General features: G+C 46.0%; 14 protein-coding genes and 1 pseudogene. 8 read left to right on the plus strand and 7 right to left on the minus strand.

Features of this window, described 5'->3' with window-relative positions; genetic code table 11:
• Window positions 1-47: 47 nt before the first annotated feature.
• From ACLD72_RS02130 to ACLD72_RS02160, 7 genes and pseudogenes are all read left to right on the plus strand, one after another.
• Window positions 48-311, plus strand: a pseudogene (locus tag ACLD72_RS02130) (YbfB/YjiJ family MFS transporter); the annotation flags it as partial.
• 440 nt (window positions 312-751) lie between these two features.
• Window positions 752-1,828 (plus strand): NAD(P)H-dependent flavin oxidoreductase, encoded by a 1,077-nt coding sequence (locus ACLD72_RS02135; RefSeq protein ID WP_410998278.1) that lies wholly within the window; start codon window positions 752-754, stop codon window positions 1,826-1,828.
• A 1,364-nt stretch (window positions 1,829-3,192) separates the two neighbouring features.
• Window positions 3,193-4,587, plus strand: a complete 1,395-nt coding sequence (locus ACLD72_RS02140; protein WP_410998276.1) for a PqqD family peptide modification chaperone — start codon at window positions 3,193-3,195, stop codon at window positions 4,585-4,587.
• A gap of 116 nt (window positions 4,588-4,703) precedes the next feature.
• Complete coding sequence (locus ACLD72_RS02145) at window positions 4,704-5,573, plus strand: ABC transporter ATP-binding protein (RefSeq protein ID WP_410998274.1); 870 nt, start codon at window positions 4,704-4,706, stop codon at window positions 5,571-5,573.
• Window positions 5,557-6,198 carry an ABC-2 transporter permease gene (locus ACLD72_RS02150; protein WP_251589263.1) on the plus strand — a complete coding sequence of 214 codons (642 nt, stop codon included), beginning with the start codon at window positions 5,557-5,559 and terminating at the stop codon, window positions 6,196-6,198. Before ACLD72_RS02145 ends, ACLD72_RS02150 begins: the two co-directional genes overlap by 17 nt.
• Window positions 6,199-6,285: 87 nt before the next feature.
• Complete coding sequence (locus ACLD72_RS02155) at window positions 6,286-6,444, plus strand: hypothetical protein (protein ID WP_458475506.1); 159 nt, start codon at window positions 6,286-6,288, stop codon at window positions 6,442-6,444.
• 256 nt (window positions 6,445-6,700) lie between these two features.
• On the plus strand, window positions 6,701-6,829 hold the full coding sequence (locus ACLD72_RS02160; RefSeq protein WP_410998272.1) for a hypothetical protein: 129 nt from the start codon (window positions 6,701-6,703) through the stop codon (window positions 6,827-6,829).
• Window positions 6,830-7,571: 742 nt separating this feature from the next.
• Here the strand turns inward: ACLD72_RS02160 and ACLD72_RS02165 are convergent.
• A complete protein-coding gene (locus ACLD72_RS02165; protein ID WP_251590205.1) occupies window positions 7,572-8,591 on the minus strand; it encodes a YeiH family protein in 1,020 nt (339 codons plus the stop codon).
• A gap of 134 nt (window positions 8,592-8,725) precedes the next feature.
• Between ACLD72_RS02165 and ACLD72_RS02170 the strand changes: the two genes are divergently transcribed.
• On the plus strand, window positions 8,726-9,607 hold the full coding sequence (locus ACLD72_RS02170) for a LysR family transcriptional regulator (RefSeq protein ID WP_410998270.1): 882 nt from the start codon (window positions 8,726-8,728) through the stop codon (window positions 9,605-9,607).
• A 269-nt stretch (window positions 9,608-9,876) separates the two neighbouring features.
• Here the strand turns inward: ACLD72_RS02170 and glpK are convergent, their stop codons facing one another.
• The 6 genes from glpK to ACLD72_RS02200 all read right to left on the minus strand — a co-directional run bounded on the left by glpK (window position 9,877) and on the right by ACLD72_RS02200 (window position 18,454).
• Window positions 9,877-11,385: a glycerol kinase GlpK gene (gene glpK, locus ACLD72_RS02175; protein ID WP_410998268.1), complete on the minus strand. Its 1,509-nt coding sequence runs from the start codon at window positions 11,383-11,385 to the stop codon at window positions 9,877-9,879.
• Window positions 11,386-11,395: 10 nt separating this feature from the next.
• The gene (locus tag ACLD72_RS02180; RefSeq protein WP_410998368.1) at window positions 11,396-12,334 is read right to left on the minus strand and encodes a transketolase family protein; all 939 of its coding nucleotides are present in this window, start codon (window positions 12,332-12,334) and stop codon (window positions 11,396-11,398) included.
• On the minus strand, window positions 12,334-13,182 hold the full coding sequence (locus ACLD72_RS02185; protein ID WP_410998266.1) for a transketolase: 849 nt from the start codon (window positions 13,180-13,182) through the stop codon (window positions 12,334-12,336). Before ACLD72_RS02185 ends, ACLD72_RS02180 begins: the two co-directional genes overlap by 1 nt.
• A gap of 53 nt (window positions 13,183-13,235) precedes the next feature.
• Window positions 13,236-14,699 carry an L-fucose/L-arabinose isomerase family protein gene (locus tag ACLD72_RS02190; RefSeq protein ID WP_410998264.1) on the minus strand — a complete coding sequence of 488 codons (1,464 nt, stop codon included), beginning with the start codon at window positions 14,697-14,699 and terminating at the stop codon, window positions 13,236-13,238.
• 534 nt (window positions 14,700-15,233) lie between these two features.
• Window positions 15,234-17,105, minus strand: coding sequence for a beta-glucoside-specific PTS transporter subunit IIABC (locus ACLD72_RS02195; protein WP_410998260.1), 1,872 nt, complete (start codon window positions 17,103-17,105; stop codon window positions 15,234-15,236).
• Window positions 17,106-17,179: 74 nt separating this feature from the next.
• Complete coding sequence (locus ACLD72_RS02200) at window positions 17,180-18,454, minus strand: apiosidase-like domain-containing protein (RefSeq protein WP_410998258.1); 1,275 nt, start codon at window positions 18,452-18,454, stop codon at window positions 17,180-17,182.
• Window positions 18,455-18,583 lie beyond the last annotated feature (129 nt).

Below are 18,583 nucleotides of genomic sequence, written 5' to 3' on the forward strand. Positions count from 1 at the left end.
ATAAGCGGCAGGTCTTATGAAGAAAACAGGAGGTTGCTCTCGCCGCGGCTCGTATGTCTAGACCATCCAGTGGTAATAAAGCAATTGCTTTGATGACGGGCTTTTTTGGTATTGGGCAAATAATCGGTCCAATCGGAGCCGGAATCGTTTTGGAAGTGGCGCATAATTACAGCCTATCGCTTCTTTTGGCCACATTGGTGCTTGTTGCTGCTGCTATAATATTGCTGTTTGATGCAGTCATTTCAAGTCAAAAAGCAGCGATGGGAAATTTAAACCATGCTCGTATTCATCCTGATCAAGAGCTTAGTTAGATCCTCAAGCGCAGCATATCTATATATGATTTAACTAATATGAAACTGTTGTTTTAGGATGCACTCATTTTTCTTACTATAAAGATAATAATCAGCGCTTGACAGGGAAGGCTGGTGGTTGGTCGGCAGATCAATATCCGCTGTCTGGACGCTTTGCACGATTATCCCGTTTGATCCGGAAACAGAGAGAAAGATAAATTCAGGAGAAGAAATATGTTTGGGAGAAGCAGAAATGTTCGAGATCGTTAGGCAGGTTTGTGAGAAGGAGGTTTAGGAGAAGTGAAGCAGACCTGACGGAAGGAATGGGGCAAGGCACCGGGAAAAATGGAAGGACCATGATTAGCCCCTACCCTCTCCCCTCTGAACAAAAGGGATAATCGTGCAAGGCAGCATCAGGGATACCAAGATACAAACGCTATAATTTAAGGAGGCTTTTAAAAGTGTTCGAGACTGAATTGACGCGTACTCTTAAAATTCGATACCCGATCTTTCAAGCGCCAATGGCTGGTGGCGTTTCGACACCCGAATTGGTAGCGGCTGTTTCAAATGCCGGTGGGCTAGGCAACCTGGGGGGCGGATACTTAATGCCGGAGCAACTCCGTAGCGAGATCCAAAAGATCAGGCAACAAACGGACCAGCCTTTCGGAGTAAATTTGTTTGTGCCTGAACAATCAGAAGAGTCGGAAGAAGTAATTTACCGGATGACAAATTATCTGAATAAATACCGTATCGAACTTGGCACTGCTCAAAATCCATCGATTATGAAGTTTTCAGAATCATTTGAGGAGCAGGTACAGGTACTTTTGGAGGAGTGTGTACCCGTATTTAGTTTCACTTTTGGCATACCATCTCAAGACGTGATCCAATCCATGAAACAGCATGGAATATTCATTATTGGAACGGCAACAACTGTTGATGAAGCCAAGCAATTGGAAGCGGCTGGTGCAGAAGCTATTGTGGCTCAGGGGAGCGAAGCAGGAGGGCATAGGGGGACCTTCATGAAAGATCCTTCTCACGCTTTGATAGGCACCATGGCTATTGTTCCGCAGATCGTTGACCATGTGTCGATCCCGGTCATCGCAGCGGGGGGAATTATGGATGGACGGGGACTTGCAGCAAGCCTTGCCTTAGGAGCCGCTGCCGTACAGATGGGCACGGCGTTTCTTGCCTGCCCCGAGAGCGGCGCCCACGAAACGTACAAACAGAAAATCCTTTCGACAAATGAGGACTCCACTGAAATTACTCGTGCATACTCCGGAAAAGCTTCAAGAGGCATTCAAACCAAATTTATGATTGACATGCATCAGTACCCAGGAACAATCCCGGCTTACCCCATTCAAAACGCGATGACCCGGGACATTCGCCAGGCGGCTGTAAAAGCGAACAACCCCGAGTATATGTCACTTTGGGCGGGCCAGGGTCTGCGGTTAGCAGGCGACCAACCTGCCGCATCAATTGTAAAACAAACCATTGACCAAGCCAGTGTTCTTGTCCGGAAACTTTCTTTTAACTGCTGAATTTTGAATATTTGCTTATTGATGTTGCACGCTATACAGAAGAAGAACTTCTGTCTTTGTCGAATACGATAGGCTCCGTTTTCTTGCTCGATAAGACAGAAGACGTGTGGGCCGACCCCTCCGTGGAGGTTCGGTTCCTCTCGATCGCATCAACTTGACAATGAATGAGCTCTTGAATTTCCTTTTATGGAGATTCAGGAGCTTTTTGCATACTCATGATATTATAATGTATTGATCCTCACATGAGTAGAAGGCTAAAATTAGGATGGGCATAAATATTCGCGGTATTTTCTAAAGGCTACACTAAAGAGACAGGCAACAGCAGGTTGTTGCAATATCATGTGAACGCTATATTTCTTCTAAATCTTTCAATGGAAAGGATGGTCCATGACCGACTATTCATCGGATGCTGTAAATGAAACTAGATTCTTTTATATTCCCGGTTTCAGTCGCTTTATTCACAGTACTTAGAATTGGGTCACGGAGCCTAAGAACAAAAAGAAGAAGAAAGTTCCCTTCTTACTTTAAAAGCTTGTACAATCCTACATGATCTAAAACGGCCGCTATGCCTAGTGAAACAATAATTTCAGTCGTTTCACTGGTCAGCTGGTCATTTTTTTACCCCCTCGATAACTTGCTATGTTAGATGTACCACAAATGCGGCTAGCGATAGCGATTCGGGAGATGAATCCACACCATTAAATCTTAACATTAAGCTTTTAAGTAGGGAAGCTTGCTGTTATTGCTATTTTGTGATTACATATGAATCCAACGATTGGAATTTTTTTGATTTTATGGTTATATTCTATTGACTAATGGTGTTATTTGTATGATAATAGAGTAAAATTATTCAATAAAATGTAATTTTATGGATTTATATGTGTGTGAGTTGTGGTCTAAACTCATAATTTTAGCGAATCCTGAAGACCGTGCATTCGTTGGATATTGCCCTCCCTCTAAACTCTTGTCAACCTATTTGTGATTAATATCACAAAATGATCATATTTAAATCTCTTCATAAGACTTCGTTTTAATTTATCTAAAAATTACTATAAATCTCCAGATTTATAGTAATAATAAATTCATTTATTCCTGTTGGAAAAATGAGAAGAAAGGAGGGGTGAAAATGGAAAACCCTACAATTACACCAACTGAATTTGGATGTTATTCATGTGTGGCATGTGCATCCTGTGCTTGGTGTGGTCCCGTAATTGCATTAATAGGTGTGATAGGAGCAATCACAAGTGCTTCACTGTAGGCTAAACACACTATTACGTCATATTATTTGGTTATTACATTTTTTTGAAAACGAATTTTCCCTGTCTATACAACAGGGAAAATTCGTTTTCAAAGGAGGGAATCTAATGAAAAAATACTTATATCTAAGGCCAGTAGCAGGAATCAAAGAATATAAGTCATCAACTTTAACCTTGTATTATTTATCTTCTCCAGAATTGCTTCAGCAGAACTATATGCATGATAAGAAACAATTTATGATAAATAAAACCGCCGTGGAAATAATTTCCATGCTGAATGGGTTAAAGACATTTGATGAGATTATACAGTGTCTTGCTGCTAAATATTCAGAGTCATTCCATTCCATTGAAAGCAAAGTTAAACCATTTATGGATCAACTTACAAAACAATATGGATATTCAATAATGAAGCAATCAGAGCCAATTATGCAAGAAGTAATAATATCTAGTTATTCAAATTACTATCCGTCAGTAGCCAGCATTGAATTGACAAATCGGTGTAATATACGTTGTAGACATTGTTATGGTAAGTATGGTGGCGTAGAAAATCAAAAGATACTATCGTTGAAAGATTTATATTTTATTCTTGATTCGTTAAATGAAATTGGAATATCTATATTAGAATTAACTGGTGGCGACCCTACTATGAATCCATATAGTTCTGAAGCCATAGAAAAGGCTTATGAAGTTGGAATTTCAACTGTAATGTTCTTAACAAATGGTATATATTTTGACAAAAAGCTCCTAGACACAATTATAAAAAACAAACATAGATTATACATTCAAATTGATTTGCATAGCTTAAATGAAGAATACTATGATTGGTTTACAAATTCAAAAAATAAACTACAAAAAGTAAAGAATAATATAGACTATTTAATAAATAATGGGGTGCGCGTTCGCGTTTGCGCTATAATTACACCAGGGAATGTACATGAACTTGCAGATATAGGTGAATGGGCATACTACCATGGTGCTGTATCGTACGCACCTGCCGTTGTTACTCCCTTAGGCCGGGCGACAATGGGCGATACTAGTTTAATTTTTCCAGATGAAGAAGGTTTGATGGAATTTAAGAAACAACATGATTTGGTCCTTGAAAAACATCCGGGATTTATTCAGGATATAACAGAGATAAAAGAAGTTACAAGAAAGAACTGTGGTGCTATTTGTTCGCAGGTTAGTATCAATGTGAACGGTGATGTTAAGTTATGTAATATGGATAGTGGAGATTATTTCAAATTAAATATGGGTAATATAACTACCCAATCCATAAAAAAAGTTTTTGATAACAATAAGGATTTTTTAAAAGAATTAATGAATACTGAGCTGCCTATGTTGGATAGTGATAATTGTAAAGACTGTGAACAGAATTTATTTTGCACCAATTGTTTACTAAGAGGTTTTATTGGGGCTCGAAACATGCATGAAATAAATAAAACGTGTGAATGGTATCAAAAAATACACCCAATTGTTAAGGAAAGATTTCCGCTTTATTCTTGACTGAGTGAGAAATTTGGTGAATTTATGAACCTACTTTGTAAGCTATTTCTCGCATCCGAAGAAATGTCCATAGAGGGGAGAAAATACACTATTATAAAAGTGTATTATGGATAAAAATGAACCATATTGTTGATATCTCTAATCTAACGAAAAACTATTCGAGTTTCAAACTAGATAATATAAATTTGCAAATACCGTATGGTAGAATAGTTGGGCTAATAGGTGAGAATGGTGCAGGTAAAACAACTCTTATAAGTTTAATATTAAATCAAATAAAAAGGGATAGTGGGTCTATAAAGATTTTTGATGAAGATAACATCAAAGAAGAAAATAAAATCAAACAAAAAATAGGTTTTTTGATTGATGAATGTTGTTTTCACTCTTGTCTTAATGCAAAAGATATTCGAAAAATTATGCGTTCTATATACACACAATGGAACGATGCCGAATTCAATTCCCTGCTCATACAACTCAATGTAGACTCTTCAAAAAAAATTTCAGAACTGTCCAAAGGAATGAAAAATAAATTAATGTTGGCAGTGGCGATGTCCCATAATCCCTCACTTTTAATATTGGATGAAGTAACATCAGGACTTGATCCAGTGGTACGTGATGAGATTCTATTGCTATTAAAAGGTTATGTACAGCAAAGACAAACTACAGTGTTTTTTTCAACTCATATTACCAGTGATTTAGATAAGATAGCTGATGATATTGCTTTTATTCATAATGGTAAGCTTATTTTTTATGAACCGCTTCAAAAACTCCAAGAAGACTATATATTCTTAAAATGCTCAAAGGATGAGTATCAAAGGATAAACCCAAAAGATATTTTTATTACATCTTGTAGAGAAAATGAATATTCACTGTTAATCAAGAGCGACTCAAAGTATTCCGATAATATAGGCTGTATTAGTACTCCTACCATTGATGACATAATGTTATTATATATAAAGGGAGACTTAATTCATGATAGGGTTAATTAAAAAAGACTTTATGCTTATTGTGAAAAGTATTAGCCCTGTATATCTCATTGCAGTGGCAGCTCCATCATTTGTTGTGACACAAAATCCACAGTACTTTTTGCCCATATTGACTTTGGTAATCGCTTTTATGTTCGCCGTGCAGGTTACTACTACTATGTCATTAGATGAAAATGTTAAATGGAGGAAAAGTGTAACCGCAATGCCTATTACGCCGTTCCAAGAAGCCGCAAGTAAATATGTTTTAACATTATTGCTTGCAATTATGTCGTCATTAATTGTGCTGGTAATAGGAATTACAATTGGTGCCACACTTTTTTCATTAGACATTGATACTATAATCATGTATACCTTTTTTTGTTTTAGCATATCACTGTTATATAATACAATAGTGATACCGGCTGCATATAAATATGGAACAGCCAAGAGCAGATATTTCCTTATGTTATCTATGGTTATTGCTATGTCAATACCTTATTTGGGGAATCTTTTTGGTTTAAATATGGATATGGTTAGAAGCACGGATATGAGTGGATTTTGGTTAATAACAAGGTTGGTGATTTTTGTTATTATTTTATTATCAATGTCATTATTGTTGTCAATAAAAATAATAAGAAATCTGAGTTGACAGAAGATTTATCCTATTCTTGAAAAATGACTGATCATCACACTGCATACCATTAAGCTTAAACAGCAAGCTTTTCAAGTCCAAAGTTTGCTGTTTTTTATCATTGTCTGCTTGGTTCGGGATACGCTGAGAGAAGAGGAGATGGAGTCAAATATCGTAATTGTGGAGTCTGTCGTTAACAACGCGGACGACGAGATCACTGGCTGGTTCCTGCCGGATGGCATTATGATCTCTCCCCATAGATAGCGTGGAGGATGCTGTAATGGAGCAGTTCCGATAAACTAAGGACCAGGGCAGCGTCATCTCTAGAAAGCAATTTTTTTATGATATCTATCATCTGATCAATTCAGGGTGTAGGGCATGGCCGATTGCTTGGGCTGAATATTTGACGATGCATACCGTCAAAACAGGAGATGGAGCGCTTAAGATGGCCCTATGGAGCGTTTTATTCTATTTTAGCCTTCATGGACTCCGGAAGCCATGATTTTGGAGCCATAAAGATATGAGTTGGTGGAAAGTTGGGATCTTGTACGATGAGCAGAAATCGAGTGAACATTTCGTAGAGATTGGAATGGCAGCAGGCCATGAGGATAAGCGATTTACAACACTGGGAGTCGGTTATGTGCTGTAAATCCCAAAAGCTATGCGTTTCAGGGATTCGTCGTTGTCTCCACGATTAGGGTTAGAATTTTGGGGTTGACTCTCTTATAATTCATTTAATTTTATATTCATTGCTGTAGAATGCTGTATCAGCGAAATGCGCGGTCGTGGCGGAACTGGCAGACGCGCACGTTCAGGTCAGTGGGCTCTCCCCCTCGTGGAGCCTCGAGTCCTCTCGATCGAATCACTTCACCAATGACAGGTTTCTGATCTGCATTTTCCGGCAGAGCAGGTATTCAGCGTACCCAGAGGCACGCATCTTCTAACCGATGAAAGTCCGGTCTGGGAGGGGCCGAGTCCCCGTGTAGCTAGGATGCCTACGTATGGCTAAATCTGTACGTAGAAGCGCATCGACGATAGTACCGAGACAGTGGGAGCAACAGACCAGGCCGTAACATGAAGTGAATCCTGTCGCGTCGTCAAAAAGGCCTCGTGAGGAGGGAAATAGGAAGCCGAGTCCCGTGAATATGAACGAAGGCTACGAAAACTTGCGGCGGTAGTGAAGAATCCTCCGGCATATGGGGAGCGGCATGGTATGAAAGAGGATGCAGTGAACAGGGGAGACCCTCTCCTGCACAGAAAAAAACTGTACTTGCTCCTTGTCAACGATTGCATTGGCTTAAATGCATCTTCGGACTTTATTAATGAATAAGCTCCTGAATTGTCCTTGTGACGGTTCAGAAGCTTTTTTACATATTAGTATAGAAGAAGTTCTAAGCAATAAAAAACGCAACAACCGATAACACAATAGAAGTAATTAACATCGCAATGAGCGGTCTAAAAGCTTTTGCTCGGAGGTCGCGCAGATTTACATTCAATCCAAGCCCAACCATGGCGGATGTGAGAATAAAGGTCGTCAGATTGGAAACTCCGTTCATAACACCCTGGGAAATAGGAATCGAATGGCCTAAACAGTAGCTGCCAAATAGACTCATTAGAATAAAACCGATAAGGAACCACGGAAATTCAAGTTTCGTACCGCCGGTGTTTCCGGAATTTTTCCGTTTCATCCAAAATATCAATATAAAGCATAAAGGAACTAACAGCAGTACTCTGCCTAATTTGGCCAGCAGGGCAATCGCCAGTGCATCCTGTCCTGCCGGGGCCCCCGCCAATGCAACGTGGGCAATTTCATGAAGGCTGATTCCGCTCCAAATTCCATAATGGATATCCGAAATGGGCAATAAAGGCCGAAGAAGGGTATAAACAACTGAAAAAACGGTCCCTACTAGTGCTATAATGCCCACTCCAATGGCTGTGTCCTCGTCATCGGCTTTCAATATTGGCGCTACGGAGGCAATAGCAGCAGCACCGCAGACACCAGTTCCTACCCCAAGGAGCAATGATAATGAGGGCTCTGCTTTCAAAACTTTTCCCAGCCAAACGGTTGCCAAAATCGCAAATCCGATTACTGCCATATCACGGATAAGCAGGTCAAGCCCCTGGTGAAGAACCGTATTTATGTTTAACTTCAGACCATATAAGATAATCGCAAAACGTAAAAAACGCTTGGCTGAAAATTGAATCCCTGACCGTAATGCCTCCGGATAACCGAAAAATTGCCGGTAAATCACTGCGATCACAATCGCACAGGCCAGCGGGCCGACATGATCGAACCCGGGAACCTGTGATAAAGCAAACCCCATTGCCGCAATAACAACGGTGAAGGCAATACCTGAAAACAACAACCCCACGGAAGCTTTCTTTTTTGGCTTAGCACAATGGATTTCCATATCATCACCCCAAATTAATTTCGGCAAATCCAGTGTACCTCTGTGTTATCTATAAGGAAAATAATGATATATAATATGGATGATAAGTGAATCTGTATAAATCAAGAAAATCAAAATGAGTGGAAGTGTCCAATGTGGATCAATATTTAGAGGTATTTATGAAGGTTGTGGAAAAAGAAAATTTTACGAAAGCCGCAGAGGAACTGCATATGACACAGCCGGCCGTCAGCCAACACATTAGAACATTGGAGCGGTTGGTAGGGACCAGATTATTGGAGCGGAACAATAAACACGTGCGGATGAATAAAGCCGGGGAGATTGTCTATCACCATGCCAAAGAGATCCTAGCACTCTATACAAGAATGCAATATTTAGTGGATGATTTGGCGGGCAATGCCAGCGGCCCGATTGCCATTGGCGCGAGCTATACATTTGGTGAATATATTTTGCCGCATGTTATCGCCAAGCTGAAAAAAGAGTACCCGCTTATCAAGCCATCCATCATCATTCACAACACGAAAGAAATCATTGACTTGGTGAATTCATACCAATTGGATATTGGGATTGTCGAGGGCTTTTTCAACGATCCTCAATTACATTCAGAATTCGTTTCGGAGGATCATATGGTCATCGTTGCTTCGCCGTCGCATCCTTTATTAAAAAAAAACGGCGAATTGCACCTTTCAGACTTAGCGGATGAAACCTGGATTCTTCGGGAACAAGGCTCCGGTACAAGACAGGCGGCAGACAATTTCTTTGAAAAACATCAATTTACTCCGAAAACGATCATGGAATTCGGAAGTACACAGGTGATCAAGGAGTCGGTTGAGGCTGGATTGGGGATCAGTCTGCTGTCAGGGTGGGCAATTGTTAAAGAGCTAACGAACGGATACATCGGCACGATCAAAGTAGAGGGTCTTCCGTTTAAGCGGGAGTTTACCATCGTCACCAGGTCGATATACCTGACCAAAGCTCTGAGTACGTTTATTGAAACACTTAAGGAGTATTTGAAGTAAGATGGAGGAGCGATGACGCTACTGCTCGTTTTGGCGTTGTTGTCCGATGTGTTTGGAATTTAAACATGATTTATGTATAAGAAGACAAAGCTCGTAAATATCCGCTTATGGAGATTCACGAGCTTTAAAATAGTGGAAAATCTTATGTGCTACGGATATCGCCGGAATAACGACATAATTTGTCCTTAACCATCACGTTGGAAGCTGAATGGGTTAGGATGTGCGCCTGATGGTTTAGTCCTGCGCCGTTTTTGGTCTTGAGCCCTATTTTATGGCAAGCTTTTTGGACTTATCACGGAACTAACGGCATTTTTCCAGCCGGAATAATTGCTTTCCCGGAGTTGCTCGTTCATGGCGGGCTGAAAGGTCTCGTAAAACTCCTTATCCGCGGCGATCTGCTGCAAATCGGGCCACAAACCGATCGCCATGCCGCCGAGATATACGGAACCCATGGCCGATAATTCGGGACATGTGGAACGTGTCACCGCATGGCCGAGAATATCGGCTTGAAATTGCATCAGCCAAGGGTTGGATGATGCGCCGCCGTCCGTGCGCAAGCCGCGCAGCGGCATGGCGGATCTCTCCTCCATAAACTCCACGGCGTCGCGCACCTGATAAGCGATGCTTTCCAGCGCGGCGCGAAGGATATGGGCCTTGCCCGTTCCCCGGTTCATGCCGACAATGGCCGCCCGTGCGGAAGGGTCCCAGTAGGGGACGCCCAACCCGACAAATGCGGGGATTAGGTAAACGCCTTCATTGGACGAAAGCCCATTGATCAACTGCTGCATTTCCTCAAAGGTCGAAAATAATCCCAGATTGTCCCGGGCCCACTTGATGCTGTCTCCGGACGAACGGATGACCGCTTCCAGGGCATACGTAACCTTTCCTCCGGCTCCCCAGGCTATGGCCGTTACGAGCCCCTCGCCGCCGTCAACGGGTTTTTCCCCAACGTTCATCAGAACCGAGGTTCCCGTGCCGTACGTGGCTTTCGCCGTTCCGGGCTCGAAGCACAAATGGCCAAACAACGCGCCTTGCGAGTCGCCGATTATGCCGGCGATGGGTACGGGATGGGCAAAGAGGCTATCGTCGCCGGCATAACCTACGACGGCATCCGAGGCTTTAACCTCGGGGAGCAGAGAAGCAGGCACCCCGAACAAAGCGGTCATTTCCTCATCCCATTGCAAAGTGTGAATGTTGAACAGGGACGTGCGGCTGGCGTTGGTGTAATCGGTAGCGTGCACTTTGCCGCCGGTCAGCTTCCATACCAGCCAACTGTCCATGGTACCCGCAAGCAGCCTGCCTTCCTGCAATAGGAGGGGGACTTCCTCCACATGGTCAAGTATCCATTTAAATTTGGCCGCAGAGAAATAAGGGTCCAGCAGGAGTCCGGTTTTGGAGCGAACCCGCTCTTCATGGCCTTCGTCCTTCAACCGCTCGCAAGTCTCGGCCGTTCGTTGGCACTGCCAGACGATCGCGTTGTAGACCGGACGCCCGGTAACGCTATCCCACATCACAGCGGTTTCGCGCTGGTTTGTAACGGTCAGGACCGCGAGTTCCGCGGCGGTAACATTAGTTTGCCGCAGAACTTCGCGAATGCAGGCTTTTACGTTCTCGTAAATTTCCAGCGGATCGTGTTCCACCCAACCGGGACGGGGATAGATTTGTCTGTGCTCCAAAGAGGAGCGGGCGGTCACTTCCCCCTGCCGGTCGACCAATAAAGCTTTTGTACCCGAGGTGCTTTGGTCCACCGCCAAAATATATTTTTGCTTCGCTTCCATCGGCCTCACCTTATCTTTTACTAATCAATTCAAGCGCAACTTGTTTAATGTTGTCCCCGGTGATGCCATAGTGCCGGAACACTTCGGCCGTCTTGCCGGCAATCGCCGGTTCGTCGGGAATGCCGAGCACCTTCATCGGAACGGGGCGGTTCTGCACGACGACTTCGGCGACGGCTGCGCCAAGCCCACCATAGACGCTGTGCTCTTCAACCGTGATGATCGCTCCCGTTTCTTTCGCCGCCGCAATAATCGCTGCTTCATCCAGCGGTTTGATGGTGTGCATATTGAGCACGCGGCAGGAGACACCTTCCGCGGCCAATGCTTCGGCGGCGTCCAAGGCGACGCGCACCGTTTCTCCGGCGGCGATGATCGTGATGTCCTTGCCGTCTTTCATGGTCACGGCCTTTCCGATCTCGAACGGGTAGTCGTCCGTTTCGTAAACGTCCTCGACCGCGTTGCGGCCGATGCGGACATAAACGCCGCCGTCGTATTTCACCAACGCTTCGGTCAATTTCTTCGTTTCGTGGCGGTCGGCGGGAAGCACGATGGCCAGCCCGGGAATGGCCCGGGCGACGGCGATGTCCTGCACGGAATGGTGGGACATGCCTAGCGCGCCGTAGCTGATGCCGCCGCTGATCCCGATCAGTTTGACGTTGGTGCGGGAGTAAGCGACGTCTACCTTGACTTGTTCAATGCTGCGCATGCTGAGGAAGCAGGCCGGCGAAGTGACGAACGGCTTTTTGCCGCTGTGGGCCAGACCGGCCGCCATGCCAACGATATTTTGCTCGGCAATGCCGACCTCGACGAACTGCTCAGGGAAAGTATTTGCAAAAGGGGCCATGGCCGCCGAGCCGCGGGAATCGCTCGCGAGCACCATAATATCGTGGTCCTCTTTGGCCAGTTCCAGCAGCGTCTCGCAAATCACCTGACGATTCGGAATTGTGTTCATCATTCATGCACCGTTCCTTTCTGCGTTAATTCTTCGATGTGCGCCTGCAGTTCGGCATGAGCCAAGCGAAGCTGCTCGTCGTTTGGCACATGGTGATGCCATGCCGGTACGTTTTCCGCAAAGGAAACGCCTTTTCCCTTGACCGTATTGGCCATGACGAGGGTTGGCTTGCCCGTGACTTCGGGAGCGGAACGCAGCGTGCGGACGAGTTCATCCATATCGTTGCCATCGATGGAAACGACGTGCCAGCCAAAGGCGGCCCATTTTTCTTCCAAAGGTTCAAGCCCCATGACGTCCTCGGTGGAGCCGCTGATCTGCAGCCGGTTGCGGTCGATGATCCCGACGAGATTATCCAGCTTGTAATGGGCCCCGGCCATGGCCGCTTCCCAGTTCGATCCTTCGGCCTGTTCGCCGTCGCCCATCAGGCAGAATACGCGATAGGAGCGTCCGTCCCGTTTGGCGGCGAGCGCCATGCCGACCGAAATCGGCAAGCCATGACCCAAGGCGCCGGTATTCATTTCGATGCCAGGCACCTTATTGTTGGGGTGGCCGATCAGGCGGGTGCCGAATTGGCTGTAGGTTAGAAGCTCTTCTTTCGGGAAAAAGCCGAGATCAGCCAAAATGCACCAGAGCGATTCCACGGAATGGCCTTTGCTGGCGATAAAGCGGTCGCGTTCTTCCCATTTCGGATTCGCCGGATCGATTTTCATAATTTCATAATAAAGGGCGGTCAAAATGTCGGTGTTGCTGAGCGATCCGCCGGTATGGCCGGTTTTGGCCCGGTGAATGATGGTCAGAAGGTCCATCCGGATTTGCGCGGCTTTGATTTTCAGTTCTTGAATGTTCATGGTTTCCTTATGTCCTCCTTGAAATGGATTGTCCGGCGCTGTCGTACATCATCTCAATTGGGAATGCCGGCAGACTTCTTTTGCGCCAGGTCGGACCCGCGGAGCCAACGCTGAATTTCTTGTTCCGTAGGGTCTACGGGATCGGCGGTCAGGCCGGGAATATAATTGCAGGCCTCATAAATGGCCGGGATAACGTTGGCGTGGATGCCGACGGAATGATGCACATACGGTCCTTTGACCAGCTTTTCTTCCCACAGCGGCCAGTCGTTGACTTCAACCCATACATAGGAGCCGCGGGTGTATGGACCGGAAATACCGCGAGCCTTGCCGAGGAAAATGGAGTAATCCCCGTGGTCTCCGTCGAAGCGCGCGATCGTCATCCCGCCGCCGCGAATTTCGCCTTCATGTGTTCCGGGCGAATGATCGTCGAATAAAAAGTGCTTTCTAAGCTTCGGTTTGTCCTCCACAGAGAGCGATACCGGGAAGTTGCCGCAGTGGAACAGCAGCTCGCCGTTTTCGTTCTCGGGATGGCGTACGGTAATATCCGCAAAGAAGGTAGGGGCCGTGTTCATCGCCGCCGCCTGCACCATAACCGAAGTGATCGCTCCGTGAATATCCGTTTCGCAAGTGACTGGAATCTGCTCGTCGGTCAAAATGGCGTTGGCCAGGCAAGGCATAATCCCCATGGCATCCTGCAGCGAGGACCAGCATTGGATGGCGATCGCGCTGCTGCCGGTTTCCCGGGCGAACGATTTCATGGCGACTTTAAGGGCGGCAATCCGCCGGACATCGTCTTCGGTCACTTCGCTGTAGTCCAGGGTTGCTTTAATGTAATCGATCGTTTCCAGCAGTTCCGCGCTATTTCCGGCGGCGATTTTTTTGCTGCGAAGCTGAATATCGACCAGGGTGATCGGATGAATTTCAATGCCGAATCTTTCGAGCAATTCTCCCTCATTGCAGATCATCGTCCAGAAAGAGGAGGGGCGGGGGCCAATCTGCAGAATGCGCAGGCTCTGGAACTGGCGCACCACATTGGCGGCGGCGATAAAGTTGGTGAAGCCGCGTTCGAACACGGGCTCGGTCACCCAACTGTTGGTGACATACGTAAACGGGACGTTGAAGCGGCGAAGCACTTTCCCCGTGGCGAAAATCCCGCATTGGGTGTCGCGCAGGCGCATGCCGTCAGCCAGCGGCGCTTCGTCGCGAGGGCCCCATAGCAGGACGGGCTTGCCCAATGCCTTGCCGACGCGGGCAACGGTATCTTCGGTGCCGAAGTTACAGTGCGGGAAAAAGACAGCGTCAACCTCCTCATCCTTGAAGCGTTTGGCGATCTGTTCCGCGTTAATATGATCATCGTAGAGCAGCCCTTCCTCATTAAGGCCCTCAAGATCGACGATATCGATATCCATGCCGAAGCTTTCGATCTGTTTGCGGATTTCCACCTTATACTTAAAGGCATCTTCAGCGCTGAAAGTGAAGCGCCGGGTAGGGGCGTAGCCCAACTTTAGTTTTTTCATAACCTGCATCTCCTCTCAAGCTTTAAATAAACTAAGGGATAATAATAATAAAATTAACTAAACTAATAATAGGGATTGAGAGATATTTTATCTCTATACCGTCATGTTAACACCGAAAGAAAGCGGAGTCAATGAATGTTTTAGTTAAAAACGGCTTAAATTTATGGTTATTAATAATTAGTTAAGTTTAGTTTAGGTTATGTGTGTTCTCGATCGTGTGGGGAGCATCATTTGGTGCTTGGAATGTAAGGAGGGGGGAGCCGCTTTTTGCCGGGGATAGCGGTAATTTATGGCGTTATTTTTGTAACTTTGCCCCTCGCTCGCAAAATAGCGGAACTTTTTGGTCCTATTTTCATGTCAGGCTCGGAATGGACCTCTTTTTTCTCCTATATGATGAAGATAGCGGAAAAAAATTCCTCTATTTTGGCTTAACCCCTTCTTTACCGAGAATAGCGCCTTTTTTTACCGTTATTTTCGCCAGTCCCCGCAAACGTAAAAAAAGGGAAGCAAATACTTTGCTTCCCCAAAACTTGACTATTTTATGAATAACAACGGATCGCCCGGGTTTACATGCCCGTATTCCTTGGCGCTAATTTCCGCATAATCGGCAGTGTTGGAGACGAGGACGGATGTCGTTACATCGTATCCGGCGCTGTGGATCGCTTCGAGATCGAACTCGACCAGCTTGTCGCCTTTTTTGACGGTGTCTCCTTCCTTAACAAAAGCGGTGAAATGCTCACCCTTTAATTTGACGGTGTTAATGCCGATGTGAATCAGGATTTCGACGCCTTCTTGCGAAATCATGCCGATGGCGTGTTTCGTTTTGAACACCGTGTGCACGGTTCCGGAGAAAGGGGCGTAAGCGGCGCCGGCCGTTGGGATGATCGCCGCGCCTTTACCCATCGCTCCGCTGGAGAAAGCTTCATCCTGCACTTCGGTTAACGGAATCCACTCGCCATCCAATGGACTGAAAACAGTCATTTCACTCGTTCCTTGCTCCTTTTGGGCAGAGGCGTCCGCCGCATGGCGCCCGCTATCGGCTTGAGCCGGAGCGGCGTTTTTATATCCGAACAGATAAGTTAAGATAAAACCGCCGACAAAAGCCACAACTATGGAAATCAGAAGTCCGATGAACCCCTTGTCCACGCCTTCCGGGCCGATAAACATCGGGATGCCAAAGACACCGCCTCCCGCAATACTGTAGTAATTATTGGTACCGAACATGCCCGCGACGGCGCCGCCGAGACCACCGGCGATGGAGGCCAGGATAAAAGGCTTTTTCGTCGGCAGAGTAACGCCGTAAATGGCCGGTTCCGTAATCCCCATAAACCCGGCAATCGTTGCCGAGGTGGCGATTGGTTTCAGACGTTTGTCTTTCGTTTTCAAAGCAATAGCGAATGTGGCTCCCGTCTGGGCGAAGATGGTGCAAAACAGCATGCCGTTGATCGGATCGAATCCTTTGTTCATGATGTTATTGATCAGAATCGGAATAAACGCCCAGTGCAGCCCGAAGATGATGATGGATTGCCAGAATCCGGCCAGCAGGAGGCCGGCGATGAGCGGGCTCAAACCATAAACCCACAAGCTGCCGGCAGCCAGCTGGTCGCTGACAAACGTAGACACGGGTCCGACGGCCAGAAAGACAACCGGCGTGACGATAATTAAAGTTAACAGCGGTACAAAAAACAATTTCATCGATGAAGGCATATACTTGTTGATAAACCTTTCGACAACTGCCGCCAAATAAGCCCCGATAATAATCGGAATGACCGATGAAGTGTAATTGAGCAGAACCACCGGTATATTCAAGAAGGTTAATGCCGTGCCTTCATTAAATGCCGCAACCATGGTCGGGTATACGAGAGCGCCCCCGATCAACGCCGACAAGTAAGGATTTCCGCCGAATTTCTTGCCTGCTGAGAAGCCGAGAAAGATCGGGAAGAAATAAAACAAAGCATCGGCTGTCGCATACAAAATTTTGTAGGTGCCCATGTCCGCGGTCAACCAATGGAAAGTCACGAACAAGGAGAGCAGACCTTTAAGGATACCAACCGCCGCCAGCACGCCAACCACCGGCATGAACACACCCGAGATAATATCGACAAAACGGCTGAATAAATTTCCTTTCTTTTCTTCTTCGACAGGTTCGGAATCCGCCGATATTCCCGGAAATTTCGTCAACTCGGCGTAGACTTTGGGCACATCATTGCCGATAACGACCTGGAATTGTCCGCCGCTGTCAAGGGCGGTGATAACCCCGTCGATCTGTTTGACCTGTTCCTTATTTGGCAGGGAACTGTCTTTAAGCTTGAAGCGCAAACGGGTCATGCAGTGGATGACGCTGTTTACGTTGTCCGCTCCGCCAACCGCTTTGAGAACCTCTTTTGCTGTTTTTTCGTAATTCACTTTGCTCACTCCTTGTCATAATGATGCTTACCCGAACTGTATGCGCTTCCCATGAGATAAAAAAAGGAAGCGCTTTATTTGCGTTTGCCGATGACAACGACATCTTTATCAAAACGATGCAGCGGAATCACGGTTTTCCCATCCTTGGTGACAACCTCCGTAACGGCAAATCTTCTCTTTTCCAGATCAATCGTTGTAAAAGCATAGCCGCTAACGTCCATATTTAAGCGGACCTTGGTGTTCACCGGGATATACAAAACGATCGTTTCGTCATCCGCGGCGGCGCGTATTTCCGCAGTGTCATTCAGTACGATGCCGGCCGGCGGGAGACCTGCCAGGTTATAGCTTTCGAACAGGTATTTGATAAAAGAGTAATCCCAGGCGCCTTCAAACCGCAGCGCATCTCTCCAGTCATATGGAGCGTCAAAGCCTTCGCCTTCGACGATGCCGAACTTTTTGCCTCGTTTATGCCAGCTCCAGATTCCGTGCGCGCCGTAGGTGATTCCTGCGCCACCGCCAGCCAGCAAGCTTTGCCAAGCGGCTTTTCTGGCATCGAACGTGGAGTACCTGCCGTACACGTTGCGGCTGTAGCTGATTTGTTCATAACAGGGCTCGCCGTTAATGACGGGGCGCGTTTGCGGACGCGTGTAAAAATGACCGGCGATTTCATGGGCCATATATTGAAATTGCGAGTTATGCCCGGATTGATACATATAAAAATCCAGTCCGTCATGATTTTCGAACTCTTCCGGCAGATCTCTTAATCTGCCTTGAATATGCAATGTTTTTAAGCTTTCCGGGCTAATGGTTTGCACCACTTCAAGCGCTTTCATATAATACGCGTTGGCCCGCTCGCTTGGGAAGTCGGTATCACCGCTGATCAAGTAGATCGGATTGAATTTGGAGAAACGCTTTACGGCATAACTGACGTAAGGCTCGACGCAGTCTAGCGGCATTTTATTGCCTTTCTGGAACATCTCTGCCCAGGTGTCCGGCACATAATTGCACCACAGGAGCACCAAAGCCGGAATGAATCCGCGCTCCACGGCCATGTCCAGCATTTGTTCGGCCCGGTCGAAATATTCCTCATTCAAGCTGCGGTAATCGTACGAACCGTCTTCCTTCAATAAAAAGGGATCGATCCGGATCTCCGACTCGCTCGCATCCCATTGCCGCAGAATGTTGATTTGCAGCACGTTGAAGCCTTGCATTTTCCGAAAATCCAAATATTCTGCCCACTCTTCCAAAGAGGCGTTGGTGAATATGCTCCATACCGTGTCCGCTAAATAGAAAAATGGCTTTTCGTTTAACGTGAGTGTTCTCCGGTTTTTAGCTATGGATACGTTCACCTTAAATCACCTACCCTTTCTTCACACTAAAAGAAAATAATAGTTTATTAATTTTATATAAACTATTATCAATGAAACAGCTATTTAACTAAAATAATCCGCTTTCAATTTGAATATTAGCATCAGTGA

The sequence above is a fragment of the Paenibacillus lacisediminis genome (genome assembly GCF_046567315.2).